The organism is Shewanella submarina (genome assembly GCF_042646185.1).
Lineage (GTDB): Bacteria > Pseudomonadota > Gammaproteobacteria > Enterobacterales > Shewanellaceae > Shewanella > Shewanella corallii.
This window is the reverse complement of sequence record NZ_JBHRTD010000007.1, coordinates 12,829-39,198: the sequence shown is the minus strand read 5'-3', so window position 1 is coordinate 39,198 and position 26,370 is coordinate 12,829. Positions and strand designations below refer to the sequence as shown.

Here is a 26,370-nt window from a genome sequence, read left to right as displayed (position 1 = left end):
CAATGGTTCAGCAATTAAAGACAAGCAACAAAACCACCCAAACCCTGTTGGAGCAGATGGGGTTAAATGAGTATGAGATAGAGCAACGCAAGCAGCTGTTCGGGTTTGAGCCCAGTGATGCTGTTATTCTCAGAGGATGTATTGACCTGATCGAAGCTGAGCTTGAAGGGCTGCTGACAAAGTTCCACGACTTCCAGACCGGCGTGCCAGAGATTGTCCAGCTGATAGGTGACTCCGACACCATGGCCCGTCTGAGTTCGGCCCAAAGTCGTTATATTCTGCAGTTGTTCAGCGGTGACTATGGTATCTCCTATGTCAACGACATACTGCGTATCGGCATGGTACACAAACGTATTGGGGTTGAACCCAAACTCTATTTCTCAGCCATGCTGGAGCTGAAGAACATTCTGTTTGAGGTGATGCGTGAAACGCTGAAATCCGAAGAGGAGTACGACAGAGTCACCAGGGCGTTGGAAAAGCTACTGATGTTCGATAACACCCTGGTGTTCGACACCTATATTCATTCTCTGGTATCAGAAGTGCAGATAGCCAGGATCAGAGCTGAAGAGTACGCCAGAGAGCTGGAGCTCAAGGTGATGGAGCGCACCAAACAGCTGGAGGAGCAATCCCGCACCGACCCACTCACCGGCCTGCTGAACGTCAGGCACCTGCAATCCATCATGAACCAGGTACTAAAAGCGGCTCAACGCAGGAATGAAGCTGTCTGCTTTATCTATATGGATATAGATAACTTTAAGCCCATCAACGATGAGCTGGGGCATCTGGCCGGGGATAAAGTACTTAAAGATGTGGCCAGTCTAATCCAATCCTGCTGCCGTGAAGAGGACAGGTGCTTCCGCTATGGCGGCGATGAGTTCTGCATACTGCTGCCCAATTGTGATGCCAAACAGGCGGAAAAGGTGGTGTGTGAACGTATCAGGGTAGCCCTGGAAAAAGAGTGGGAGTCTCTGGAGATCAGCATGGGACTGGCAGATACCCGGCCCCCCGCCTACAGCTCGACCGATGAGCTTATCCGCAAGGCAGACGCGGCCATGTACGCCAACAAAAAACGGCATAAAGCAGCCAAGGCCAAAAAGGATGACGACAGCAGCGACGAACCGCCGGTTGAGAAATCGGCCTGATCGCCCACTCCAGCAATAGAAAGCCCGGCATTAAGCCGGGCTCTTATTATGCGCGTCGTGATTATCTGCGGATACCAGCCGTGGCATCCCTCGCTTTGGCAATCGCCTCGGCAACAATCAAATCACTGAACACCTTATTAAATACATCCAGGCGACTGGTATACACCTTGTACAACCTGCGGGTATCGGGTTCAGCGGCATCCAGCTGGTAACGTTCGCAAAAAACGGAGTAGTTGACCGGTTTGCTCATTTCGCAGCCTTTTCGCAATATGTGTTACCTGAATGTTAGGTCAATCTATTATTTGAATCAATACAGGCAGATATAACCGCAATATTACTAATATAAGATACCAAAGCATCCAAAACAGTCAGATTTAAAGTGATCCGCATTGCAAACAAGAAGTTAACTGTGTCAGGGAAGTGATTTGAGCAGGATTTGATCGGCGAATATTTTTTATTCAGAACTATGCCCACAAGCGAAAATTCCCAGTTTCCCGCCGGTCTTAGGCATAAAAAAGAGCTTTCAGCTTATTTCAGGCACAAAAAAGCCCGGACATTCCGGGCTTTATCATCACTTACTACAGCTGTGCTGTTACATGTCGCAAGGCTTCAGCGGTTTACGCAGCTGGGCACGGACGTTATCCATACCTGAGTAGAACTCTTTCATCATCAGCAGGCCCATCATCTTGCCGTTGTCTGTGATGATCAGCTCTTCCGGATTGTTCGGGTCATTCTTCAGCGCGCCAATCGCCTTCATGGCGGTCATCTCTTTAAACAAAGCAGTGTCCAGGTTCACACCAAAGGTGTCACGGAAATACTTGCGGGACAGACGGCCGGAGAACATGCCCAGCAGGAAGCGATACTGCATCACATCTTTCTTGCTGTACTTCTTCTGCTGCTCCACGCCCATCTTACCCGCAGCAATACGCTCCTGGTACTTGCGCAGGGAGAAGGTGTTCACATACAGGGTGTCATCCAGGAAGCTGAATGAGCCCGAGCCCACACCCAGATATTCGTCATAGTCGATCACATACTCATCGAAGCCTTCATCGTTGGCCTTGCCGAACGCCCAGGCAGTCAGCTGGTTGTACTGACCATTGAGTGAGTTGAGGATCTGGCGGTACTGGTTGGCCATATCTTTCTGCTCAGCGGCCAGCTTGCCCTTCACGCTCTTACGGGTCTGATGGGTGATCATCAGAGGGTAAGTGGTGATCTGACGTGGGTCCAGTCGACGGGCCATCTCCAGATCGTGCTGAATAATCTCTTCTGTCTGACCTCGGAAGCCGAAGATCAGATCCACGTTAACGATAGGGAACAGCTCTTTGGCTGCCGCTACCTTGTCGAACACCTGCTGACCACTGCCGAACTTCTCAAGACGTTCAGTCATCTTCAGAATACCGTCGTCGAAGCTCTGCACACCGATAGACATACGGTCCACCAGGCCTTTGAGCATCTTGAACCCTGGAGTATCCAGGTGGCGTGGATCAGACTCACAGGAGACTTCCTTGATGGAAGGGAACAGCTTGCGAGCATGTTCAATGGTCTTCACCAGCTCATCTTCCAGCACGGTTGTGGTGCCGCCGCCGATATACATGGCCTCGAAGTCGTACCCCAGAGACTTCACCATATCCATCTCTTTGCGCAGAGAGATAAAGTAAGCACGGGCCTTGTCTTCCTTAAACAGGAAGCGGTGGAAGGTACAGTAGGAGCACAGGGTATGGCAGAAAGGCACATGGGCATACAGCATGTACTTCTTGCCCGGCTGTGGCACTGGCATCACCTCGGCAGACACAGTATCCAGACGCAGGTTCTTATCCACATAGTGTTGCATCACCCGCTCCATACCGGACAGCATCCAGTTGGGAACAGTGATATTGGCTTCATACGGCTTAATCAGGCCATTATCCAAAGTGTGAATTATCTGCGACATAGTGTTTCCTGAAGATTGGTGATATCCGCATCCGGCTTATTACCGGAAGGCCACGCAGCCATACCTCAAAATGGTTAACTTTGTGAGCAACAGAGGTTAACGGGAATAAATGTCGTAAACCGTGAGGCAGTCGGAAATTACGCTCCCTAACCAAAAAATAACCAGCAAATTGTTAACTCGATCTCATAATTCAGATCTTGCTAATCATGTAATTTAGTCAATGACCACAATATTTTGGGTTGAAAGTAGCCCTGTACCACCAAGTCTAGTAATTGCCATGGAATGGGGCGGGCTCAGAAGCGCCAGGACAAGCCCAGATTAATATTGAAAACCGTAAGGTCGCCCAAAGGGATAAGCTGATATTCGGCATTCACGCCGAATTGGTCGGAGAATCTGTGTTCAAAGCCAAAAGCACCGACAAACCCCTGATCATGAGAATGTTGAGGCACTTTATTGAGGTCGTAATCTATATCGAACAAGCCATAGCCGACTTTGCCGTACAGACTGCCGTCACTGTAGATGGGAAAGGCTCGATAAACCGAGGCTCGGGCACCTGAATATTGCAGATTGCGGATACTGGAAATCGGGTCCCAAATCCCCCGAAAATAGCCGCCTTCGCCCCCCATATAACCCAGCTCCACGCCCCAGTCATCGCTGAGCATATAGCGATACCAGAGATCCAGAGCCACGCCATCACCGCCGTCGTACACATCGTCATTGCGGTTATCGTATTCCAACGCGCCATAACCGACGCTGCCACCGATAATATGGTTACTCTCACTGGCGTGGGCGGCCCCCATTGTCAGTATGCTTATCAGTACTGCTGTCACTCCAGACTTCACCATTACCTCCAACTGCCATAAAGGGGTTATGTGTTGTCTTAAATGTATGGTTTTGCAGCTGTATCGCAGCTTAATGGTTGACGTTGTACCTCATTTGTCGGTGGGACTTTTTGATCAGGTGTTCTGTTTGGAGGTGGAGCATGGGATTAGAATCCGATGGCTATTCGCATCATCAGATGAGCCGAATAGCATGCCTATTCTCATCATTTGATGATGAGAATAATCGGCTAATCTAATCATCTGGTGATGAGATTAAGTGGTTTTGTTTTCCATTGCATGGAGTTTGGATGGCTTCAGTCGCCAGAAGGCAGGTTTCTTTGAGCCAAGCTTCGCTTGGCAGAACGTCGTGGAGCTTCGCCCCACACCCGACCAAGAGGGGCTCAACAGCAAGTCCCTCTTGGATCTCCCCTGCCGCCCCAACCGAAGTTGTGACCCATCGTGTATTGCATGCAATTGACGTAACCGGCGTCGATTCACCGTCCATGGCTCAGCGCCGCCTATGTCATCATCCATGATGACATCTACTATTGCACCCAATCCCCTCCGGCAACTTCGGACGGGGAATTGGTGTATCCCACAAGTCCAATCTTCATAATTTAGCCAAGAACAACCCTCACTTTTTGACTGGCAGTAAAAAAAGATTGCATTCAGTGTAAAAACGATTAGTATTGTCAATGTACAGGGTGTACCACCCTGATGCTCTTTAGAAGATATGACTTAGATCTGAACTCGATTGTGACTCTCTTGAGTCGATTGTCTCTACTGACAATCAGCTACCCAGCAAAAGTTCATCACCGTTGCCTCTACCGTTACGGTCATTACGGCAATAGGAAAGACTGAATAATTCGACTGGAGGTGCAACTTACGTTGCACCAAGAATGAGTGACCTGTGCTGTCCATAGCATTTCTATTCAGTTCAGTATTGTTTTGTCGACTGGTGCAATGTTGCACTGAATGACAATAAGGTCTTTGATTATGAGTAATCACCGTCTTTTAAAGAACTCCATTGAATCTCTAAAAATGATTCGAGCGGAGATGCATGATGTTATGGACAGCAGTAAGCAAGCCGAACTGGACAAGGTCATAGCTGATCTTGAGCTCTGCGGGGAAGAACAAACACAAGCTCAACTACTCGAATTGTTGGGCAAGTTTGTTAAGTATATCCCTGCTGTAGATAGGATTTTACAAGTCCTTTCCGAGTTCTAAATTGTCTCTGGTTACAGCAGGTCACTTCTTTTCTTGAAGGTATACGCTATGAATATCGGAAAAGCCTTAGCCCTTTGCAGAACGCAAAAGGGCATGACAAAAACCAATCTGTCACAACTAGCGAACGTCTCAGTTTCTTATCTGACCTTGCTAGAACAAGGTAAACGAGATCCAAACCTATCGACGATAAACCAGATCTGTCAGGCGATGAACATCCCTCTGAGCATTTTCATGTTTTTGGCATCAGACGTGGCAGACAGAGAAGGGATTAGCAGTGAGCTCGCCGAGAAATTAGCTCATACAGCATTATCATTAATGGAGCCTGACTCTGAGTAAACCTGTTTACCCCCATTCTTCTATTGTCAGTTTAGATAAGTTGGCATTAGCCCTTGGGATATCTGAACAAGAGTTACACTCTCTTACTAAGCAGTCTGATAGTCTGTTTTTTCGAACGAAATTAATAGATAAACCAGATGGCACATTCCGCGAAACCTTCGATGTAGCACCGGGCCTCAAGTCTATTCACGCAAAAATCTGCGCAATTTTCTTTAAACGAGTTAACTATCCGGACTATCTCCAAGGTAGTCTCAAACAACGAGACTACATCAGCGACGCTAAAAAACACGTAGGTTCTAAGCTACTGATTAGCGAAGATATCTCAAATTTTTTCCCAAGTATATCCAAGAAGATAGTCGTAGAAATGTGGGTTGGGGTTTTTAAGTTTTCCCCAGAAGTGGCAGAGTGCCTAGCTGAACTCGTAACGAAAAACGGGTTCGTAGTACAAGGAGCGAAAACAAGCAGCTACGTATGCAACTTGATTTTATGGAATAGAGAAGCTTTGCTTGCCAACAGTCTAAAAGCAAAAGGGTTAACTTATTCACGCTATGTTGATGACGTAACAGTCTCTGCCAAAAGAGAGCTCAATTTAAAAGAAAAGTCTGAAGTCATAAAGTCTATCTATTCAGTGTTCATGAGCGTGGGGGCAAAGCCCAACCGCAAAAAACACAAAATAATGCCTCGCTCAGGCCAACAAGACGTGCACGGAGTAAACGTTAATAAATTAGCTCCTTCCATGCCTAAGACAAAACGAAACCAAATTAGAGCAGCAGTGAACTGCTGTGAGAGAAAGTTTGTTGATGATCCGTCATCCCTTGAGTACATCGCGCTTTTCAACAGCACATTGGGACGGGTCAATACACTGGCCAGAATGCACAAACGTGAAGCACAACAGCTGAAAGAGCGGCTGACAAAGATAAAACCAATCAAAAACTAACCAGTCAACCATCTCAACAACTCTAGTTTCTCCGCAGACACGGCGCATGAGACATTTACATGTGATTTAGTCGAGCGCGCTGACTTAGCAACCCCTCGATGAAATTCCGAAGTTCCAAGATACACCAGTCCCCGTCCGGAGTTGCCGGAGGGAAATGGATTCAATAGCAAGACCCGTCAGGGATGACGGGGCAGACGCCGCTGAGCCAGGGATGGCGAATCGGCGGCGTTTGCGTACATTGAAGGCATTTTACGATGGGTCACAACTTCGGTTGGGGCGGCAGGGGGTTTGCAAAGGGGGCGAAGCCGCCTAGTCCCCTTTGCCCGGGTGTGGGCTGGAAGCCCGCGATCTTCTGCAAGGCGAAGCCTTGCCAAATCAATCAGCGACAGCTGATCAGTCGACTTTTCCAAGCGAAGCTTGGGTGATCAACCCAACAGCATGCGCAGCATGATCAGTCTACGGCTGACGCCAGCAGAGCCACCAAATCCCCATTGCCGACAGGCAATAAAAAACCCCGCGTCAGCGGGGTTTTAAGACTCGAAGTCATCGACTGAACGCTATCAGTCCTTGTACTTCAAAGTACCGTTAGCTTTGATTTCATCAAACCACAGGTTGTGATGCTGGGTAGCCCAGTTCTCGTCACAGTAGCCGGAAATCATACACTCCATACCGCCCTCAGACATGGCAGTTGCCATGAAGATGTGAACGATAGAGAAAGCACAGATAATGATGGCAGATACGCCGTGCAGAATCAGTGCCAGCAGGCTCAGGTTGCGGCTTGGTTCGAACAGGTTCGGGAACAGCAGCAGCATACCGGATACAGAGATCACCAGACCAAAGATAGCGAAGGCCCAGAACCACAGTTTTTCACCAGCGTTGGCGAAACCTGCGTCAGGGTGCTTACCTTTGAATGGGCCGAAGTTGATGTAACCACCAACTACCATGAACCATTTGATGTCATACATCTTTGGCATCTGGTTTTTAGCCCACAGTACAGTCATCAGCAACCAGCCGATCATGAATGGGATAGCCAGTACGTCGTGTACCTGCTTGGCACCATTCACCAGGCCAGCCCAAACGCCTTCACCCAGGTACGGCTGTATGAAGAAACGACCAGCCAGCAGAACCAGACCAGTCAGGATCAACAGCAGACATGGGATGGCACCCAACCAGTGGATAGCCACGTCAGCTTTGGACCAACGGTAAACCATCTTGCCGGAGAAACCGTGGTGCAATTTGGAGATACCGTTAATTTTGATGAAAACGATAAAGATGGCAATCATACCGAACAGCGCAGCCATCAGAGCTGGCGCCAGCCAGTCGGCACGCAGATCCAGTACACGCAGATCATAGGTGTTGATCGCCTGTCCGTGGAACTCGCTCTTGGAGGCAGTGTAGCCGACTGCACCGTCTTTCAGTTGTGCCCACATCTGAGCATCTGAAGCCTGTGCAACCGCCTGCTCACCACCATTGGCGAAACAAACAGCACTGAACAGCAGTGCGAATGCTACACCCAAGTGTTTGAACAGTTTGTTCATAATCTATCCTCATTGACTGCCCCGGCGAACCGGAGCAGTAGATGGATTGTCCTTTAAACCCGGGAATTAACCCCAGGCTGCGTTCTTGGCACCACGGTAAGCCACACGCTCGCGGAAGATTGCAGATACAACATCTGCATCACCAGCCAGCAGAGACTTGGTAGCACACAGTTCAGCACACATTGGCAGCTTGCCTTCAGCAATACGGTTAGAACCGTACTTCTTCATCTCAGCTTCAGAGTGGTTCTCTTCAGGGCCACCGGCACAGAAGGTACACTTGTCCATCTTGCCGCGAGCACCAAAGGCACCGCTCTTAGGGAACTGAGGCGCGCCGAATGGGCACGCGTACAGGCAGTAGCCACAACCGATACAGGTATCTTTGTTGTGCAGGACCAGACCATCTTCAGTCTTGTAGAAGCAGTTAGCTGGACAAACAGCCATACAAGGCGCGTCGTCACAGTGCATACAAGCAACAGAGATAGAAGCTTCGCCTTGCTTACCATCATTGATGGTTACTACGCGGCGACGGTTAATACCCCACTCCAGAGCGGAGGCGTTTTCGTTCTTACAAGCAGTGACACAGCCGTTACATTCGATGCAGCGCTTGGTGTCACACAAAAATTTCAATGTAGCCATATTGGCATATCTCCTGAATTAAGCTGCATTAGGCCTTTTCGATCTGACACAGAGAAGCTTTGGTTTCCTGCATCTGGGTCACTGGGTCATAACCATAGGTCAGAGCAGTGTTACAGGATTCGCCCAATACGTAAGGTACGGTACCTTCCGGATAGTTAGGCTCCAGGCTTTCACCATGCATCACACCGGCAAAGTGGTAAGGCATCCAGGTCACACCCTTAGGTACACGTGGAGTCACCATTGCCATCACCTTGATGCGGCCGCCTTCAGCGCCTTCCAGCCATACCATTTCGCCATCGCGCAGACCGCGATCAGCAGCATCAGCTGGGTGGATTTCAACGAACATTTCCTGCTGCAGTTCAGCCAGCCATGGGTTAGAACGTGATTCTTCACCACCACCTTCGTACTCAACCAGACGACCGGAAGTCAGCACCAGTGGGTACTTCTTGTCCAGGTTGTCGGTGATAACCTTGTCCTGAATAGACTTGTACAGCGTCGGCAGACGGTGTACCTGCATGTCAGCGTAGGTTGGGTACTTGGCGATCAGGTCACGACGAGAGGTATACAGAGGCTCGCGGTGTACTGGGAACTGATCTGGGAAGGTCCAAACGATACAACGCGCTTTAGCGTTACCGAATGGGATACAACCGTGGCTGATAGCAACGCGTACGATGCCGCCAGACAGGTCGGTCTTCCAGTTCTTACCTTCTGCAGAAGCTTTCTCTTCAGCAGTCAGCTCGTCCCACCAACCCAGCTGCTTCAGCATCTTGTCAGTGAATTCAGGGAAGCCGTCTTCCAGCTCACAACCCTTGGAGAATGAACCTTCAGCCAGGATGTTCTGACCGTTGTGCTCAACACCGTAACGGGCACGGAAGTTACCGCCGCCGTCTTTAACGTGCTTGTTTGTGTTGTACAGGATCTGGGTACCTGGGTGCTTCTGCTCAGGAGTACCCCAACATGGCCAAGGCAGACCGTAGGTTTCACCCTTACATGGGCCACCTTCAGCTTCCAGAGTCTTGTTGGAGAAAGTGCCCCAGTTCATGGTGTGCTGCTTGATACGCTCTGGGCTCTGACCGGTGTAACCGATAGTCCACATACCGCGGTTGATTTCGCGGGAGATATCTTCAGTAACTGGCTTACCGTCTTTGATTTCCCAACGCTTGGCCCACTGGTCGGCAATGCCTACCTTCTTGGCCAGCAGGTACATGATCTCGATGTCGTTCTTGGACTCAAACAGAGGCTGAACAACCTGCTCACGCCACTGGATAGAACGGCCTGAGTTAGAGATAGCACCGGAAGCTTCAAACTGAGTACAAGCTGGCAGCAGGTATACGCCATTCTTACGACGGTGCATTACACCAGCCATAGTTGGGAATGGGTCTACAACGACTACTGTGTCCATCTTGTCCAGTGCATCACGCACTTCAGCCTGACGGGTTTCAGTGTTTACAGACTGACCCCAGAAGAACGCCAGACGAACGTTGTCTTTCTGAGCCAGTTTGTCTTTTTCCAGCAGCACGCCGTCGTGCCAACGGGAGCAAGGAATACCAGGAGTGGTCATTGGCTCACGACCCAGGTAAGTACCCTGGTCGAAACGGCCCTTCACCCATTCCATGTCCAGTTCCCAAACATTGGTCCAGTGCTGCCATGCAGCAGAGGTCAGACCGTAGTAACCAGGCAGGTTGTCGAACAGCAGACCCAGGTCGGTTGCGCCCTGTACGTTGTCGTGACCACGGAAAATGTTGGTACCACCACCGGAAACACCCATGTTACCCAGAGCCAGCTGCAGCAAGCAGTATGCACGGGTGTTGGCGTTACCTACGTGGTGCTGGGTACCACCCATACACCAAACTACGGTGCCAGGACGGTTTTCAGCCATCAGTTTGGCTGCCTGATAGATCACTTCTTCAGATACGCCACAAACGTCAGCGACTTCTTTAGGAGGGAACTTCTTGGCTTCGGCACGGATTTCATCCATAGCGTAGGTACGCTGCTCGATGAAAGTCTTGTCTTCCCAGCCGTTTTCGAAGATGTGCCACAGCATACCGTAGATAAACGGAATATCGGTACCTGGACGGATAGCACAGTGCAGATCTGAGTGAGCCGCGGTACGGGTGTAACGTGGGTCAACTACGATGATCTTGGCGTTGTTCTTCTCTTTGGCGATCAGAATGTGCTGCATGGAAACTGGGTGGGCTTCAGCAGGGTTAGAACCAATGAAGAAAATCGCATTGGCGTTCTGAATGTCGTTGAAAGAGTTGGTTTGCGCACCGTAACCCCAGGTGTTTGCTACACCGGCTACAGTGGTAGAGTGACAAATACGTGCAGAGTGGTCGACGTTGTTGGTACCCCACATAGCTGCCAGCTTACGGTAGGAGTAACAACCTTCGTTGGAGAACTTGGCAGAGCCCATGAAGTATACGGAGTCAGGACCGGATTCCTTGCGGATTTCCAGCATTTTGTCGCCAACTTCGTTGATCGCCTGATCCCAGGAGATTTTCTTCCACTTGCCATCAACAAGCTTCATTGGGTACTTCAGACGCTTCTCACCGTGACCGTGTTCACGCAGAGCAGCACCTTTGGCACAGTGACCACCGGCGTTGAATGGGTGATCGAAAGCTGGTTCCTGACCAGTCCAAACTCCGTTCTGTACTTCAGCGTACAGACCACAACCTACCGCACAAGCAGAGCAGATGGTGCGCTTGATTTCGATTGGTGCATCGTATGGTACGTCAGCAGCTTCAGCGCGACGCATCATGCCAGTGCCCATCAGAGAGGCAGCGGCGATACCACCGGTAGCGATACCAGCGTTCTTCATAAACTGACGACGGCTGATACCCAGTGCTGGTTTGTCAGCCACTGGGGCGACATTAGACTTGCGAGTTAATTTCATCGCTGATTATCTCCTGATTAGCTGCGCAGGCTGTTGTAGTAAGCACGGATGTGCGCAGTTTCGTGGTAACCATCTTTGTTTTGCTTGGATACCGCGTTGCCTTCTTTTGCGTGAGCGACACTGATTCCGGAAGCAGCTACCACGGCGGTGGCCGCGCTGCCTACAGTCAGGGTCTTCAGCAAAGATCTGCGGCTCAGATCTGGCTGTTGCTTTTTCATTTTTGCTCCTGATAGAAATGGCTCAGTACTCTCCCCTGAGCCGGGGATAATCTACCTGCCTGTTCCACTCTCAAATGTTGCAAACAAGTAAAAACTCTAGATGGAAGAAGCACTTCCAAATATTGCGAAGCAAATATAAAAGAAAAGGTCGGACGAGTATTGATCCCAGCCCAAAAGTTAATCTTAAAACACGCTTAAATATCAGCATTTTGCCAAGCGGATCACACTTTCAAATCCCATACTGGTGATACGCGCGTACACGCGCAAAATTCACCCAAAACAAGCCATTAACAATTGCGGAAAATGAAAATAGAAAAAGCCCCCTGAATCAGGTTGAACAGGGGGAAAGGTCACGGAAGAAAAGCAATACTGGGAGAGGAAAAGCGATAGTGAAAACTATCCGTATTTGTCATTCAGATACGGGGGCTCAATGGGTCGCTGGCAGCTCAAACCACAGGGCTTGTGTCTGGCTATCTGCGGTCAGAGTCAATGCCGTATCGGCTGCAATCGCCACAGCGTCACCATCAGTAAGATTCAGGCCACCAGCCTGTATCTCACCTGAGATCATATGCAAGTAGGCCGGGCCGCCACGACTGCTGAGCTGGATCGACTCCCCCGCCCCAAGTACCAGCCTCGACAGACTGGCATCCTGATGCATAGTCACTGAGCCATCCACGCCATCCGGGGTCACAAGTGGCGTCAGCGTGCCACTTTGGCGGATGCGCGCCTGCTGGTATCCGGGCGCAATGCCACGGGCTTTAGGCTGAATCCAGATCTGTAACAAGTGCACAGGCTCGCTGTCAGAAGCGTTGAACTCCGAGTGGGTGATACCACTGCCAGCACTCATGCGCTGCACTTCCCCGGCAGAGATGGTGAATTCGTTACCCATGCTGTCTTTATGTTTGAGCGCGCCTTCAAGCATATAGGTGATGATCTCCATATCCCTGTGACCATGGGTGTCAAAACCGGCTCCAGGTTTAACCCAGTCATCATTGATCACCCGCAGCACAGAAACCCCCATGTACTTTGGGTCATAGTAGTGACCGAAGGAAAAACTGTGGTTGCTCTCCAGCCAGCCGAGATTGACGCTGCCCCGCTCGTTGGCACGACGCACATAGAGAATATTGGATGCTGCAGTCATAGTGATGCTCCTGTCTCAAACTGAATAGCGCCAGTCTAGGACAGGACATAAAGAACAAAAATGAGTAAATTTCGCGCAATATATTCGCCAAAAACGAATTTAACCGTGATGAGTACTGACATAACCCGGCAAAAGCATGACATGACTCACAATACAGGTATTGCCGGGGTCACACAGATCTCATTCGCTCGCCATGCGGGGATATTGAATGACTGATATCTGCTCGCTCTGGAACCGGATTTCAGCCATCAGCGTTCTGGCCGCAGGCCCCAGCATGTCGCCATCATTGAACATCAGATACAACTGACCTTTGCGTCGCCCCGCCGACCCCAGAGGTAAAGGCTTGAGTAATCCCTGATTAAGTTGCTCGGTAATCGCGGTAATGGGCAGAAAGGCGTACCCCAGCCCGCGACTGATCATCTCCACCGAAGTGCGGATATGGGATACAGTCCAGCGGGAGTCCGCTCCGAGCCAGCCTGAGTCCTGGCTCTGGCCCATGGCAGAGTCACGCACCACTATCTGTCTGTGGCTGCGCAGACAATCAAAGGTCAGTGGCTTGTCACAATGATGCAGCGGGTGATCCGGGTGCGCCACGGCAACAAACTCCACCAGGCATAACTCTTCACTGAACCCCCGATGTTCGATAAATGGAGAGATAGCCAGATCCACCTTCTCCTGCGCCAGCAGTTCACTGGCACCAGTCAATACCGACTCCTGCAGCTCAATATTGAGCATGGGAAACTCCAGTGACACCTTGTCCAGCACCCGGTACAGAAAATCCTGGGGGAATATCTCATCCACTGCGATACGCAGCTTGGTTTCACAGCCCTTGCCTACCTCCTGAGCAATCGATTCCAGCTTGGCCGCTTCATCCAGCAGATAGTTGGCCCGGCGTAACATCAGCTCGCCGGCCTCGGTCAGGTGGGTACGCCGCCCTTTCACCTCCAGCAGTTTGACGCCCAGAGAGTTTTCCAGTTTTTGCACCGCGTTATAGATACTGGACTGACTCTTGTGCACCTCCTGTCCCGCCTGATTAAAGCCGCCATACTCGGCCACTGAACGGAACATACGCCACTGCTCAAGGGTGGTTTTCAGCATAAACTTATCCTTAATCGATTATCTAACCAGTTTATATCTGCTTATTATTCGAACAATCAGAACAGATAACAGAAGCGCTGACAAGTCAGACAGTTGGGTAATTTTGGTGACAGATAAATTCCTTGTGCAGACAATAAAAAAGCCCGCCTTGAGGCGGGCTTTTGGTGACCGTTCATTTTTAAGAACGTACATCATCAAGACTTCAGGTTCCGGTTTTATACTCCAACGAGCCATCGGCCTTGATTTCGTCGTACCAGATGTTGTGGTGCTGGATCGCCCAGTTCTCATCACAATAGCCGGATACCATGGACTCCAGACCACCTTCACTGAGGGCGGTCGCCATCCAGATATGGACTATGGTGAAGCCAATCAGAATGGCGGCACTGAAACCGTGGATGATCAGGGCAACAAAGGAGTTCTCCCTGGTGATCACCAGATCCGGCAGCACCAGCATCACCCCGGTTACCGAGATAAACAGGCCAAACAGTGCCAGGGTCCAGAACCAGAGTTTTTCACCGGCGTTGGCAAAACCGCTTTCCGGGTGTTTCCCCTTGAATGGACCAAAGTGCACATAGCCACCCGCGGTCATAAACCAGTTGAAGTCATAGCGTTTAAACATCTGCAGCGGCATCCACTTAAGGATGCACAGCGCCCAGGACACAATAAACACAGGTCCTGTCCAGTCGTGCAGCGTCTTACTGCCATAAATCAACCCGGCCCAGACATCCGCTGACATCCAGCCCTCCAGCGCATGACGTCCCCAGGCAATAATCAGCCCGGTGATCATCAGCAGCAGACAGGAGATAGCCATCAGCCAGTGCAGCAGCATATCGGCGCTGCTCCAACGACGAACCATCTTGCCGGAAAAGCCCTTGGTTAAACGGGCTGGCCCATTGATCAGGTAGAACAACAGGAACAGGGCAAATACCCCCACCAGCATGGCACCCAATGTGGGAATGACATACTGATCCCGGATTAACCTGCCCTCCTGCCCCACGGCATTGATCAGGCGTCCCGACTCTGCCCCGGGGGCCACCGTGTAACCGGCATCACCGGCACGAACGGCTCGCCAGAGGTCGGCGTCGCTGGCCTGAGGTTGTGCCTGTAACTGACTCAATTGCTGCTGTTCACCGGCCAACACTTTCTGTTGTTGGGCCATTAACGCAGCTTCCTGCTGTTGCTGCTCATCCGACGCAAGCGCCGGATTGACCGCCAGCAAACACAAGATCAAGGGCAGCAACAGACGATGCAAGCATTGTCTAATCATGTTTTTGCCCTCCAGATCAGTTACCGGTTTCCGGTACATATCCCCATATGGTGTCCGGATTGCTGCGGGCAGCAACACGGGCACGGTAGATGCTGGAAATCACCTCTGCATCACCGGCCAACAGCGCCTTGGTGGAGCACATTTCGGCACACAGGGGCAGCTTGCCTTCGGCGATGCGGTTGGCACCGTAAAGACGTTGCTCCTCTTCCGAGAAATCCGGAACAGGGCCACCGGCGCAATAGGTACATTTGTCCATTTTGCCGCGTGAGCCGAAGGCGGTTTTCTTCGGAAACTGAGGTGCACCGAAGGGACATGCATAGAAGCAATAACCGCAACCAATACAGGTTTCCTTGTTGTGCAGCACTATGCCATCGTCCGTGGTGTAAAAGCAGTTAGCGGGACACACAGCCTTACAGGGCGCGTCGCTGCAATGCATACAGGCTACGGAAATGGATGCCTCACCGGGTTCACCGTCGTGCAGGGTGACGACTCTGCGCCGCATGGTGCCGTAGGTCAGTGCCTCCGAGTTTGAGTTGGAACATGCAGTGACACAGCCGTTACACTCGATGCAGCGTTTGGTGTCACATAAGAATTTCATGACTGCCATAAGTTTCTCCTCATCAAGTGTCAGGCCTTGGCGATCTGACAAAGCGTCGCCTTGGTTTCCTGCATCTGAGTCACCACGTCATAACCATAGGTCATGGCGGTATTGGCTGACTCCCCGATTACGAATGGCTCAGTGCCGGGTGGGTAATCCCCTGCCAGACTCTTCATTTCGAATACACCGGCAAAATGGAATGGCATAAAGGTCTCACCCGGGATCACCCTTGGGGTGACCATGGCTTTAATCTCAATAGTGGCGCCGTCCGGACTGAACAGCTTCACATTGTCACCGTCGCGAATGCCGCGATCGTCCGCATCCTGTGGATTGATCTCTACATACATTTCGCGCTGCAACTGCGCCAGCCAGGGGTTGGAGCGGGTCTCTTCACCACCACCTTCGTACTCCACTAATCGGCCTGAAGTCAGCACCAGTGGGAACTTCTTGGCAAAGTCCTGCTGCTGGATTGACTTATACAGGGTCGGCAGACGGGCCACCATTCTGTCCTCATAGGTGGGATAGATGGGTACCAGATCCCGGCGCGGGGTATACAGGGGTTCACGGTGGATGGGGATATCGTCGGGGAAGGTCCAGACAATACAGCGGGCCTTGGCGTTACCAAATGGAGTACAGTTATTGGCAATGGCGACTCGCTGGATACCGCCGGAAAGGTCGGTCTTCCAGTTTCTGCCCTCTGCCGCTACCTGCTCTTCCGGGGTCAGCTGATCCCACCAGCCAAGTTGCTTGAGCATCTTGTCGGTGAACTCAGGGTAACCATCTTCGATGGCACTGCCCTTTGACCAGGAATCTTCCGCCAGAATGTTCACACCATCGTGCTCTACACCGTAACGGGCCCGGAAGGTACCGCCACCGTTACGTACTTCGCGGTCGGTACGATACAGGATCTGCGTCCCCGGATGTTTCATCTCCGGAGTCCCCCAACATGGCCATGGCAGACCATAGGTTTCCCCTTCACAGGGACCACCGGCAGCTTCCATGGTGTCGACGTTGAAGGTGCCCCAGTTTTCCTGGTGCAACTTAAGACGTTCAGGACTCTGACCTGTGTAGCCAACGGTCCACATGCCTTTGTTGAACTCGCGGGTGATATCTTCAATCAAAGGCTCGGTGCCATTGACCTTGATATGCTTGAACATCTCTTTTTCGAAACCAAATTTCTGCGCCAGCAGATACATGATTTCATGGTCAGGCTTACACTCGAACAGTGGCTCAATCACCTTGGAGCGCCACTGCAGCGAACGGTTACTGGCAGAGACTGAACCATAGGTTTCAAACTGAGTCGCCGCAGGCAGCAGAATCACACCATCCTGACGCTCGGGCATCACCCCGGCCATGGTTGGGTATGGGTCAACCACCACTACCATGTCCATCTTGTCCAGAGCTTCGCGCACCACAGGGCCACGGGTTTCGGTATTGACCGACTGGCCCCAGAAGAAGGACATACGGATATTATCGCGCTGGGCGATCTTATCTTTATCTTCCAGCACACCATCCTGCCAGCGGGAGCAGGGAATACCGGTTGAGTTCATGGGCACCTGACCCAGGTATGTGCCCTGGTCGAAGCGGGACTTGGCCCACTCGTAATCAATGTCCCATACCCGGCACCAGTGCTGCCATGACCCTGTCTTCAGACCGTAGTAACCCGGCAGGGTATCGAACAACAGGCCAAAGTCGGTGGCACCCTGTACGTTGTCGTGACCACGGAAGATATTGGTACCACCACCAGACACGCCCATATTACCCAGCGCCAACTGCAGGATGCAGTAGCTACGGGTGTTGGAGTTACCCATATGGTGCTGAGTACCACCCATACACCAGACGATAGTCCCGGGACGGTTATCGGCCAGAGTCTTGGCTACCCGATACATCTGATCTTTGGGTACCCCGGCCACATTCTCCACCACTTCCGGCGGGAACTTGGCGACCTCTTCACGGATTTTATCCATGCCATAAACCCGCTCGGCAATGAACTGCTTGTCTTCCCAACCGTTATCAAAGATGTGCCACAGCAGACCATAGATAAAGGGAATATCAGTACCCGGGCGGATATGCACATACTCATCAGCCTTGGCTGCGGTATGGGTAAATCTTGGATCCACCACTATCACCTTGGCGCCGCGCTCCTTACCCACCAGGATATGTTGCATGGCCACAGGGTGTGCCTCGGATGGATTGGAACCCACAAACAACATGCACTTGGCATTACGCATATCATTGATGGAGTTGGTTTGCGCACCATAGCCCCAGGTGTTGGCCACCCCGGCTACCGTGGTGGAGTGGCAGATTCGGGCACTGTGGTCGACATTGTTGGTGCCCCACATGGCCGCGAACTTACGGTACAGATAGGCCTGTTCATTGGAGAACTTGGCGCTGCCCATAAAGAATATGGAATCCGGACCTGACTCCTCGCGGATTTTCAGTGCCATGGCACTGACTTCGTTGATGGCTTCGTCCCACGAGATACGCTTCCACTTACCACCCTCTTTCTTCATCGGGTACTTAAGGCGCTTATCGCCGTGACCCACTTCCCGCACCGCTGCGCCTTTGGCACAATGACCGCCCGAGTTAATGGGGTGATCGAATGCAGGTTCCTGATGGGTCCATACCCCTTCCTGTACATGGGCGTAGATACCGCAGCCGACCGCACAGTGGGAACAGATGGTTTTTTTGACTTCGACGGGAGCGTCGTGGGGGATAAACTCGGCGCGTGCCTTGCGCATCATACCTGTGCCAAGCACAGATGCAGCGGCAACACCACCGGCAGAAAGACCGGCCGTCTTGAGGAACTGACGGCGGTTGAGACCCAGGCTTGGCTTGTCAGCCGGTTTTACCTGGCTCGATGTGCGTGTCAATCGCATCACACATCCTCCTATGTTAGCAACACAGCCTCAGCGAAAAACTGATACTGTGCCATTCGCGGCCGAACGGCTACGTGAAGTGCAACTGGTTACTGTTGCAGCGACGCGTAATAGGCGCGAATGTGGTCTGTTTCTCTGTAACCTTCACCTTTAACTTCTTTGGTGACTTCTTCTGATTCAGCTTTGGCTTCACCCACATGGGATGATGCCGCCACCGCTGCTCCGCCTACGACCAGAGTTTTTAATGCCTGGCGTCGACTTATGCCGGAAGCTTGCTTCTTCATAAGGTCTCCTGGTTGATACAAGGGCCTGAGCCCGGTTAATGGGGAGATCCATCTCCCCGCCTATGCCGCCGACATCCTGATACCGCTTGGTACCGGCGACCCCAGTGAAAGGACTAAACGCCCTCTCAGTTAACCTGCACTTTTTCTTCTTCGGCAGATTGCATATCGTCGTTGCCCGGACAGTTCACCGGAATGTCCAGACTCAGCTGTTCAAATTCAATGGCTTCCAGATCGAAGAAGGCTTTACACAGCTGGCCCACTGTGGCGTAAAACGCCGCACTTGGGGAGGTGCTCAGCTTCTCAATAAAGCGCTCGATCCAGCTGGCCATATGACGCTGGTAGAAAGCCAGCTGGCGGTAGCCAGGCGCTTCCAGGATCAGGGTGCCCATCACTTCACACAGGGCAGCCACGTGATCTTCCGGCTCTTTCACATCTTCTTCGCGGGCAAAGCCCAGTTGCAGCAGGTCCTGACGCAGCAGAGCCAGTGGCTTGTCCATCAGCGAGCCAGTCATAAACCAGCTGCCGTATGGCAGGATTTCACCACAGCCAACACCCACGAACAGGGCGAAGTACTCATCTTCCAGCTGCTCTGGGGTGAACTGGCCAGCGGCCAGTTTCAGCGCCAGCCAGGCTTTGGTCATGTCGTTGTCCTGCTCGGCATCAACTTCAAGGTTGGCCAGGAAATCCAGCAATTCTGCGGAAGGGGTACGACGCAACAAGGCAGCGATCAGCTGGTAGATATCGGCACGCAGTTGATCTTTTTCGCTTACATTTCTTACTGATTCGGTCATAAAAAACTCTTAACGCAGTTGCTTTTCCGGGTCTTGAAGTATGTCTTCAAACAGGTCTTTCACACGGCAATCGCCGCACATTTTCAAACGCTCGATATTGGCGTTAAAGGCACTGTGTTCGCCCACCATATCCAGCATGCGATGTACCATAGACTGGGTCGCGAAAGGCGTGCCACAGACGATACATTCAAAAGGAGGTTCTTCCTTCAGTACGCGCAGTTCCTGACGGGAAGCACGGTCGAAGTTAACCTGAGACGTAATGCTGATTACTTTCTCAGGACAGGCCTGCTCACACAGACCACACTGCACACAGTCCTGCTCCACAAAGCGCAGCGCCGGCTCATCGCCGCCATCTTTCAGCGCCTGGGTAGGACAGGTAGCCACACAGCTCAGACACAGGGTGCAGTTATCTGCAGCGACCTTGACTGTACCGTAAGGAATATTGGCCAACTTGAGTTGAGTATCGATAGCTGCCGCCTGACTGTTCAGGTGGTCAATGGCCAGATACAGGGTGGCGCGTTTGTCGGACGCCGCGAATGAACCAGGTACAGTCACAGGCCAGTCACAGCTGATATCCAAAGTGGCAGCCAGAGCGTCAGCCTGGATGTCGGACACCAGGGTAATACGCTGTGGTTGACCCATTTCATCCAGAATAGTGTTGGCCAGTGAGACTTCGCCTTCCAGCATTTGAGTCAGGGTAGGCGCAGTCGCCTCAGTGTTGTAAATCAACACCTGACGGGCACCCCAGGCCAGCACAGACATCCAGTGGTCGATAGCGGCAACAGTAATCTCTTCCAGCGCAACCGGCAGGATTTCACCCGGCAGTTCGTCACCCACCAGCTCAGCCGGTACGTTTTCATCGTGGAACAGAATGACTGGCGCTTCACCAGCTTGCTCCAGATAGCGGCTGATCAGCTTCTGCAGATAGTTATGCAGAGACTGAGGCGCAGGCAGGTCGTAGCTCAGTGCTCCGGTCGGACAGGCATTGGTACAGCTGCCAGCACCGTGACACAGGTATGGATCGATTTCGATAACATTGTCGACACTGGCAATAGCGTCAGCAGGACAGAAGTTCAGACAGCGGTTACAACCGTTCATGCCATGGCGGTAGTGAGCACAGATATCACTGTTCACTTTGACATAACGGGGCTTGTCGAACTCACCGATAAGATCCGGGATTTGCGCCAGTGCATCTTCCAACTTGGCGTCATCACGACCCACGTAGAAGTACCCCGGAGGCAGCATTTCCAGATTCAGACATGGCTCCAGGCTCAGGTCCAGCACGATATCAAAGTGTGGCTTGCGAATGGCAACCTGACTGAGTTGAACCGTCTTTTCACCACCGGCAGCTTCGTTTTCTACCAGCACCTGGAACTGGCCCAGGAAACCTTTGATAGCGTGCAGATGGTTGTAGTAGCTCTCCACCTGAGGACAGGCGCTCATCACCTTTTCCAGATGATCGTCGTCCTGAGAGGTAATAGGGTCGTTGGCCAGAATGACCAGGCTGGACATGGCAGACAGTCGGGCAGCTGCCAGACGGGTTAAATCTTCAGGGCCTATGATCAGCACATTACCCTGAGTCGTATAACTCACGGTAGGCGGGATCAGGTTCTGAATGATCCGGGTTTGCGCCATCACACTCTGGCGAGCCAGCTTCAGTTGAGGCTGGCTGTGCATCTTAATTTGTTCTGAGCTCACATTGCGTTCCTGAACAGTTTTCGGCTGTCTCTAATTGTTGGTGCCGTTCCGACTGCAATCGGGTGAGGCAGCAATAGACGTACCAAAATATTCGACAATAAACTTAACTAAACTGACCTTTTCCAACCGTCACTTCAACAGTTGAAGGCTCATCTGGTACATTCTGGGACACCAGTTCCTGTGAGTCGTGCAAACTGTCTTCAATTTGCGCGGCTGGCTGAGGCTGAGTCTCATCAGCAGGACTTTGTGGCAAGTCGGCCTGCTGGGCAGCAAGGCGTTCAGCGCGCTCCTGCTCTTCTCTCTCTTTCTCTTCTTTCTCGATAACCCGGCGGAATACTTTCTTCACCAGATCAGCAGAGTCGGCTGCCGACAACAGCGGCTGGTTACTGTAGTCCAGGGCGTATTCAGCCATACCGCACACCTCATTGTAGTGAGGCTGCTTCCACAGCGCCCGCAGCGCGGCTTTTTTGGCTGAAGGGTCGACATTCCTGGCCATAAAGGCGGCAAAACTGCCACCCTCTTCGATTTTGTCCGGATCGGGCAGGTCTTCCGCCGTTAGCACCTTATCTTCAGCCGCTTCAACCGACTGAGTATCTGCCTCGGAACTGGCTTCGCTCTGAGCAGGTTGAGCGTCTTGCACGACCTGCTGAAGCTCCTCCTCGACCTGCAGCTGCTCCTTTTCGGCTTCTTCAGCTACCTGTTCACGGCGTTGCTGCCAGCGGCTGAAAAAACCGCTTGGTTTATCACTCATAGACTTTTGCGCCTCTGATCTGCAGCCAGTTCCTTACGGCGGTTAACGTGTTTACGGCGATGGGCACAAATCTCCACTTCGCCGTGACGGGTAATAAATGCTTCCATCCAACAGGCAACGGCATCTGGCATCGGCATGCTCAGCACTGGGGTGTCTCCCTCCATCGCGCCGGCCGCGACATTCTGGCAAGCGGACAGTGCCGCGGGCACCCAGGTGCCATCAACCAACTCATCGCACACCAGATAAAGCTGAGGCGTATCCAGATCCAGGTTCAGTCGGTAACTGGCGCGTTCATCGCGGTGCAGTTCCAACAACACCAACTTGCTGCCTTCCGGCTGTTCACAGGAAGCCGGGACGACTTCACCCAACTCCCACTGGACTGAGCTCCAGCGTCCAACCTGTTTCTCCACCTTGTTAAGGGAAACGTAAACGGGCCATACATTGTCTGTGTGTTGCATATTCAAATGTCCTGAACTGGAATTTGCAGCCGGTCTTCGCCGGATGGTATAGGTTCACTTAAGCAAGGATAGTGCCACCCATATCAGGTGAGTGTTTTTTTTGAGGTGGATCATCAAACCCACCCCCAGCATAGGACAATTTGTCCCACCAGCAATATCCCCTTGGGCATAAACGTCCGACTCTCACCATGCTTTTGTGATTCACTTGGCAATTTTGGTCAGCATCATGGTTCGGGTACGAATATTGCTAGTGAAGCACTACGCATACTTGAGTTATTAACTTTGCAGGATCCGATGAGCCAGACAACCCCTTCCCTCTCCATAGTGAAAACCCGGGCCGAAGTGCCACTGACTATCCCTGTTACCGCAGTGAATGAACGCGGTGAAGTGGAAAACAAGTTTATCGCCTGTGAACGCCCACTGACCGTGTACCTGAACTGGCGTCCTATTGTGACTCTGATGACCCTGGGGGCCAAAGCTGAGTCACTGGCACTGGGTTATCTGAAAAATCAGGGCTTTATTTCCGATGTCAGCCAGCTGGAGTCAGTGATTGTCGACTGGGACACCAACTCAGCCGCCATCATCACCAAAGAGCAAACTGAAGATCTGGATAAAAAACTGTCTGAAAAGACGGTGACCACGGGTTGTGGCCAGGGCACGGTTTACGGTGGCTTTATGCAGGGGCTGGAAGATATCCAACTGCCGACGCCAACGCTCAAGCAAAGCACCCTGTATGCGTTGTTGAAAAACATCAGCGAATACAACGAAACCTATAAAAACGCTGGTGCCGTTCATGGCTGCGGTTTGTGCCAGAACGAAAAGATCATGGCCTTTGTAGAAGATGTAGGTCGTCACAATGCGGTGGATACCCTGGCCGGTGATATGTGGCTGGCCAGCGAGTCAGGTCACGACAAGATTTTCTATACCACGGGGCGTCTGACCTCTGAGATGGTGATCAAGGTGGCCAAAATGGGCATTCCTCTGTTGCTGTCCCGCAGTGGCGTAACCCAAATGGGTCTGGAGCTGGCACAAAAACTGGGCATTACCATTATTGCCCGTGCCAAAGGACGTCATTTCCTGGTTTATCACGGCGCTGAAAACCTCGAGTTTGACGTCAGCAAGGAGTCCTGATGACACAAGCAAGTGATCTGGTCTACATGAGTGCCAGGCAGGTCGCCGAGTACCTGGATCTGAACGAGAAGAAAGTCTATGCCATGGCCAATGACAGGATCCTGCCTGCCACCAAGATTACTGGCAAATGGCTGTTTCCCAAGATCCTGATTGACCGCTGGATTATGGACTCCTGCCACTCAGGTATGCTGACCGACAGACTGCTGATCACCGGCAGTGATGACCCGCTGCTGGCCATGTTGGTTGCCCGCCTGATGTCTCAGGTCGGCAGTCGCGAACTGATCAGCTACAGCGCCACAGGCTCACGTCTGGGTCTGGAGCTGTTGTCCAAAGGCTATGCCGACGTCTGTACCCTGCACTGGGGCAGCCTGGAGGAGCGTAATATTCGCCATCCGGCACTGCTTAAGGGCTATGCCAACCACCAGCAGTGGATCATGATCCACGGCTATACCCGTCAACAGGGTTTAATTGTACGTCCAGATATCCAGCACAGATGTCTGGAACAGTCGCAGATTCTGGGGCAACCATGGCGCTGGGTATTCCGTCAGGAAGGTGCAGGCAGTCAGCAGCATCTGGAGCACTGGCTGCTGAGTCAGGGAGCCAGGGCAGATCAGCTTAATGCTATTTTGACCGCCCACAGCGAACGAGAGCTGGCAGGTTATATCGCCCGTGGTGATGCCGATATTGGTTTTGGTTGTCAGGCGGTGGCCGCCGAGAGTGGGCTGGGATTTGTTCCCTTGCTGAATGAGTCTTTCGACTTTGTGATGACCCAGAGTATCTACTTCCGACGCCAATTACAGCAGCTGTTTACCATGCTGGCCAGTCCGCAAACCCGGCAGATGGCAGGGGTGCTGACCGGTTACGACCTGAGCAATACCGGCCAGCTGATCTGGACCGCAGCCCAGTAAACTGGTTCAAATTGATAAACAAAGACCGGCATTTGCCGGTCTTTTTGTTTCATCACTACACATTCAGGCTTTGAACTTTGACCACAGCTTACGCTGCTCATCAGTTAAAAAGCTCCACGCCAATACCCGGGTGATCTTGTTACCCTGATGCATCTCAATCACACGTACCGACTCAGCCTCCAGCTTCTGCAGCAGACGACGGCAGGGTCTTAGATTGTCAGACTTGGAAACCAGCGAGGTGAACCACTGACATTGATCGGCAAACTGTTGGCTTTCGCGGATCATATCCTCAAGAAATCTCAGCTCGCCCCCTTCGCACCAAAGCTCAGCCTTCTGTCCACCAAAGTTAAGCTTGAGTTTAGTGTCATGCTTAACCCCTTTACTGGCCGCCAGGTTCTTCAGTTTCTTCTGAGTTCCTGCTGTCGCTTCTTCCAAAGAGGCGTGAAAAGGCGGGTTACACATGCTGGCATCGTATCGTTCACCCGATTGGATAATGCCGCTGAAAGTATGTTTGGCCTGACCTTGCAGCCGCAGCGCTATTTTGCTGTCCAGCTTATTGGCTCTGATAATGGTGCCGAAATTTTCCAGTGAAACCGGGTCAATATCAGTGGCAACAAAATGCCAGCCAAAACTTTTATGCCCTACCAGGGGATAAATACCGTTGGCGCCGGTACCTATATCCAGCACTGAGACTTTTTGTCCCTTTGGTATTTTGCCGCCATCAGCCAGCAGATCCGCCAGATGATGAATATAGTCGGCGCGTCCCGGCACAGGCGGACATAAGAAGCCCTCGGGAATGTCCCATGCCTGGATGTCATAGTGGTGTCCCAACAGGGCTGAGTTCAGGGCTTTAACAGCCTGGGGATCAGCAAAGTCGACCGAGAGGTTGCCGTAGGGATTGGGCTTTACGAATCGCTTAAGCCGTGGCTCCACCTTGATAAGCTCGTCAAAGTCATAGTCACGATTCATGGGATTATATGGGTGCAGCCCTTTGCCAGCAGGCTTGCTTGCGCCGGTTTGGCCAACTGCCTTGCGCCTGGGCGCTGGCGTTTTGCCGGCTTTAGGTGTGCCTGACTCCGGCTTTTTGGCCGCTCTGTTTTTGGCTGCCGCCCTGGACTTGCGGGCAGCTTGGGAAGGATTGGCAGACTGGGACTTTTTTGCAGCTTTCATGAATGGTGCCGGTGATGACCGACACCATAATTAAACATAGGCGTCAGTCGTAGAGATAACGGGTAAAAAGCAGGTTGACCACCCGGGCTTCACCGGTTTCCTGCTTAAGCAATTGATTGACGGTATCGTAGCACTCACGGCGGATATCTTCACGCCCGGTCATGGACTTGATCTGCTCTTCCTGTTGATTCCCCAATATCTCCACAATGGCGGAACGCAACAGGGGGTCATGGTGTTCCATCATCAAGAGGTCATCGGGAGATTTCACCATCAACTCAACGCTGACCCTGACAAATCCCAACTTCTTACGATTGGAGATATAGTTGGTCACGATTTCCGGCTCAAACCCATAATAGGCGTACTCGGCCTGAGGCTGAGCTTCGTTGGCGCGGGCATTGCCGGCCAATAGCGTCATCAAAAAGGCTGTCGCAATTACCAGGGCTTTCATGGGCGCGATAAACTCCTTTATCCAATCAAATCCATATTCAGGCGGGTTCTACCTGTGACCGTCAGCCTGT

Annotated in this window: 25 protein-coding genes; 6 read left to right on the top strand and 19 right to left on the bottom strand. The window is 51.9% G+C overall.

Annotated features, from left to right (window positions below; all coding sequences use genetic code 11):
- The first annotated feature begins 2 nt into the window (after window positions 1–2).
- Window positions 3–1,142 (top strand): GGDEF domain-containing protein, encoded by a 1,140-nt coding sequence (locus ACFOE0_RS07740; RefSeq protein ID WP_248937513.1) that lies wholly within the window; start codon window positions 3–5, stop codon window positions 1,140–1,142.
- A gap of 61 nt (window positions 1,143–1,203) precedes the next feature.
- Here the strand turns inward: ACFOE0_RS07740 and ACFOE0_RS07735 are convergent, their stop codons facing one another.
- The 3 genes from ACFOE0_RS07735 to ACFOE0_RS07725 all read right to left on the bottom strand — a co-directional run bounded on the left by ACFOE0_RS07735 (window position 1,204) and on the right by ACFOE0_RS07725 (window position 3,917).
- Window positions 1,204–1,392: a hypothetical protein gene (locus ACFOE0_RS07735; RefSeq protein WP_115139157.1), complete on the bottom strand. Its 189-nt coding sequence runs from the start codon at window positions 1,390–1,392 to the stop codon at window positions 1,204–1,206.
- A gap of 342 nt (window positions 1,393–1,734) precedes the next feature.
- Window positions 1,735–3,072: a coproporphyrinogen III oxidase family protein gene (locus ACFOE0_RS07730; RefSeq protein ID WP_248937512.1), complete on the bottom strand. Its 1,338-nt coding sequence runs from the start codon at window positions 3,070–3,072 to the stop codon at window positions 1,735–1,737.
- Window positions 3,073–3,365: 293 nt separating this feature from the next.
- On the bottom strand, window positions 3,366–3,917 hold the full coding sequence (locus tag ACFOE0_RS07725) for a porin family protein (RefSeq protein ID WP_248937511.1): 552 nt from the start codon (window positions 3,915–3,917) through the stop codon (window positions 3,366–3,368).
- Window positions 3,918–4,889: 972 nt separating this feature from the next.
- Between ACFOE0_RS07725 and ACFOE0_RS07720 the strand changes: the two genes are divergently transcribed.
- The 3 genes from ACFOE0_RS07720 to ACFOE0_RS07710 are packed head-to-tail and all read left to right on the top strand — an operon-like array spanning window position 4,890 to window position 6,393.
- Window positions 4,890–5,120 carry a hypothetical protein gene (locus tag ACFOE0_RS07720; protein WP_248937510.1) on the top strand — a complete coding sequence of 77 codons (231 nt, stop codon included), beginning with the start codon at window positions 4,890–4,892 and terminating at the stop codon, window positions 5,118–5,120.
- A gap of 48 nt (window positions 5,121–5,168) precedes the next feature.
- Window positions 5,169–5,456, top strand: a complete 288-nt coding sequence (locus ACFOE0_RS07715; RefSeq protein WP_248937509.1) for a helix-turn-helix domain-containing protein — start codon at window positions 5,169–5,171, stop codon at window positions 5,454–5,456.
- Window positions 5,457–5,496: 40 nt separating this feature from the next.
- Window positions 5,497–6,393 (top strand): reverse transcriptase family protein, encoded by an 897-nt coding sequence (locus ACFOE0_RS07710; RefSeq protein ID WP_248937508.1) that lies wholly within the window; start codon window positions 5,497–5,499, stop codon window positions 6,391–6,393.
- A 560-nt stretch (window positions 6,394–6,953) separates the two neighbouring features.
- Here the strand turns inward: ACFOE0_RS07710 and ACFOE0_RS07705 are convergent.
- The 14 genes from ACFOE0_RS07705 to ACFOE0_RS07640 form a co-directional block, all read right to left on the bottom strand.
- Complete coding sequence (locus ACFOE0_RS07705; protein WP_248937507.1) at window positions 6,954–7,931, bottom strand: formate dehydrogenase subunit gamma; 978 nt, start codon at window positions 7,929–7,931, stop codon at window positions 6,954–6,956.
- Window positions 7,932–7,997: 66 nt separating this feature from the next.
- The gene (gene fdh3B / locus ACFOE0_RS07700) at window positions 7,998–8,567 is read right to left on the bottom strand and encodes a formate dehydrogenase FDH3 subunit beta (protein WP_248937506.1); all 570 of its coding nucleotides are present in this window, start codon (window positions 8,565–8,567) and stop codon (window positions 7,998–8,000) included.
- Window positions 8,568–8,595: 28 nt separating this feature from the next.
- Window positions 8,596–11,460: a molybdopterin-dependent oxidoreductase gene (locus ACFOE0_RS07695; protein WP_248937505.1), complete on the bottom strand. Its 2,865-nt coding sequence runs from the start codon at window positions 11,458–11,460 to the stop codon at window positions 8,596–8,598.
- A gap of 17 nt (window positions 11,461–11,477) precedes the next feature.
- The gene (locus ACFOE0_RS07690; protein WP_115139105.1) at window positions 11,478–11,678 is read right to left on the bottom strand and encodes a twin-arginine translocation signal domain-containing protein; all 201 of its coding nucleotides are present in this window, start codon (window positions 11,676–11,678) and stop codon (window positions 11,478–11,480) included.
- A gap of 427 nt (window positions 11,679–12,105) precedes the next feature.
- Window positions 12,106–12,801, bottom strand: coding sequence for a pirin family protein (locus ACFOE0_RS07685; protein WP_248937564.1), 696 nt, complete (start codon window positions 12,799–12,801; stop codon window positions 12,106–12,108).
- Window positions 12,802–12,999: 198 nt separating this feature from the next.
- Complete coding sequence (locus tag ACFOE0_RS07680) at window positions 13,000–13,917, bottom strand: LysR family transcriptional regulator (protein WP_248937504.1); 918 nt, start codon at window positions 13,915–13,917, stop codon at window positions 13,000–13,002.
- A gap of 202 nt (window positions 13,918–14,119) precedes the next feature.
- Window positions 14,120–15,076, bottom strand: a complete 957-nt coding sequence (locus tag ACFOE0_RS07675; protein ID WP_248937563.1) for a formate dehydrogenase subunit gamma — start codon at window positions 15,074–15,076, stop codon at window positions 14,120–14,122.
- A 124-nt stretch (window positions 15,077–15,200) separates the two neighbouring features.
- Window positions 15,201–15,791, bottom strand: coding sequence for a formate dehydrogenase FDH3 subunit beta (fdh3B, locus tag ACFOE0_RS07670; RefSeq protein WP_115139129.1), 591 nt, complete (start codon window positions 15,789–15,791; stop codon window positions 15,201–15,203).
- Between the two features lie 20 nt (window positions 15,792–15,811).
- A complete protein-coding gene (locus ACFOE0_RS07665; protein WP_248937503.1) occupies window positions 15,812–18,661 on the bottom strand; it encodes a molybdopterin-dependent oxidoreductase in 2,850 nt (949 codons plus the stop codon).
- A gap of 89 nt (window positions 18,662–18,750) precedes the next feature.
- Window positions 18,751–18,945 carry a twin-arginine translocation signal domain-containing protein gene (locus tag ACFOE0_RS07660; RefSeq protein WP_115139108.1) on the bottom strand — a complete coding sequence of 65 codons (195 nt, stop codon included), beginning with the start codon at window positions 18,943–18,945 and terminating at the stop codon, window positions 18,751–18,753.
- A gap of 125 nt (window positions 18,946–19,070) precedes the next feature.
- Window positions 19,071–19,736, bottom strand: coding sequence for a TorD/DmsD family molecular chaperone (locus ACFOE0_RS07655; RefSeq protein ID WP_248937502.1), 666 nt, complete (start codon window positions 19,734–19,736; stop codon window positions 19,071–19,073).
- A 9-nt stretch (window positions 19,737–19,745) separates the two neighbouring features.
- Window positions 19,746–21,413: a 4Fe-4S binding protein gene (locus ACFOE0_RS07650; protein ID WP_248937562.1), complete on the bottom strand. Its 1,668-nt coding sequence runs from the start codon at window positions 21,411–21,413 to the stop codon at window positions 19,746–19,748.
- Between the two features lie 124 nt (window positions 21,414–21,537).
- Entirely contained in the window at window positions 21,538–22,185 is a 648-nt protein-coding gene (locus tag ACFOE0_RS07645) for a DUF3306 domain-containing protein (protein ID WP_248937501.1), read from the bottom strand.
- Complete coding sequence (locus tag ACFOE0_RS07640) at window positions 22,182–22,643, bottom strand: DUF3305 domain-containing protein (protein ID WP_115139111.1); 462 nt, start codon at window positions 22,641–22,643, stop codon at window positions 22,182–22,184. Before ACFOE0_RS07640 ends, ACFOE0_RS07645 begins: the two co-directional genes overlap by 4 nt.
- A gap of 294 nt (window positions 22,644–22,937) precedes the next feature.
- Here ACFOE0_RS07640 and ACFOE0_RS07635 point away from each other — a divergent pair, with 294 nt between their 5' ends.
- The gene (locus ACFOE0_RS07635) at window positions 22,938–23,774 is read left to right on the top strand and encodes a formate dehydrogenase accessory sulfurtransferase FdhD (RefSeq protein WP_248937500.1); all 837 of its coding nucleotides are present in this window, start codon (window positions 22,938–22,940) and stop codon (window positions 23,772–23,774) included.
- Entirely contained in the window at window positions 23,774–24,682 is a 909-nt protein-coding gene (locus ACFOE0_RS07630) for a helix-turn-helix transcriptional regulator (RefSeq protein ID WP_248937499.1), read from the top strand. The genes ACFOE0_RS07635 and ACFOE0_RS07630 overlap by 1 nt, the downstream gene beginning before the upstream one ends.
- A gap of 63 nt (window positions 24,683–24,745) precedes the next feature.
- On the opposite strand, the gene rlmF is transcribed toward ACFOE0_RS07630, so the two are convergent.
- Both rlmF and ACFOE0_RS07620 read right to left on the bottom strand, forming a co-directional pair.
- Entirely contained in the window at window positions 24,746–25,852 is a 1,107-nt protein-coding gene (gene rlmF / locus ACFOE0_RS07625; protein ID WP_248937498.1) for a 23S rRNA (adenine(1618)-N(6))-methyltransferase RlmF, read from the bottom strand.
- 43 nt (window positions 25,853–25,895) lie between these two features.
- Window positions 25,896–26,267 carry a flagellar basal body-associated protein FliL gene (locus ACFOE0_RS07620; protein ID WP_240317174.1) on the bottom strand — a complete coding sequence of 124 codons (372 nt, stop codon included), beginning with the start codon at window positions 26,265–26,267 and terminating at the stop codon, window positions 25,896–25,898.
- Window positions 26,268–26,370 lie beyond the last annotated feature (103 nt).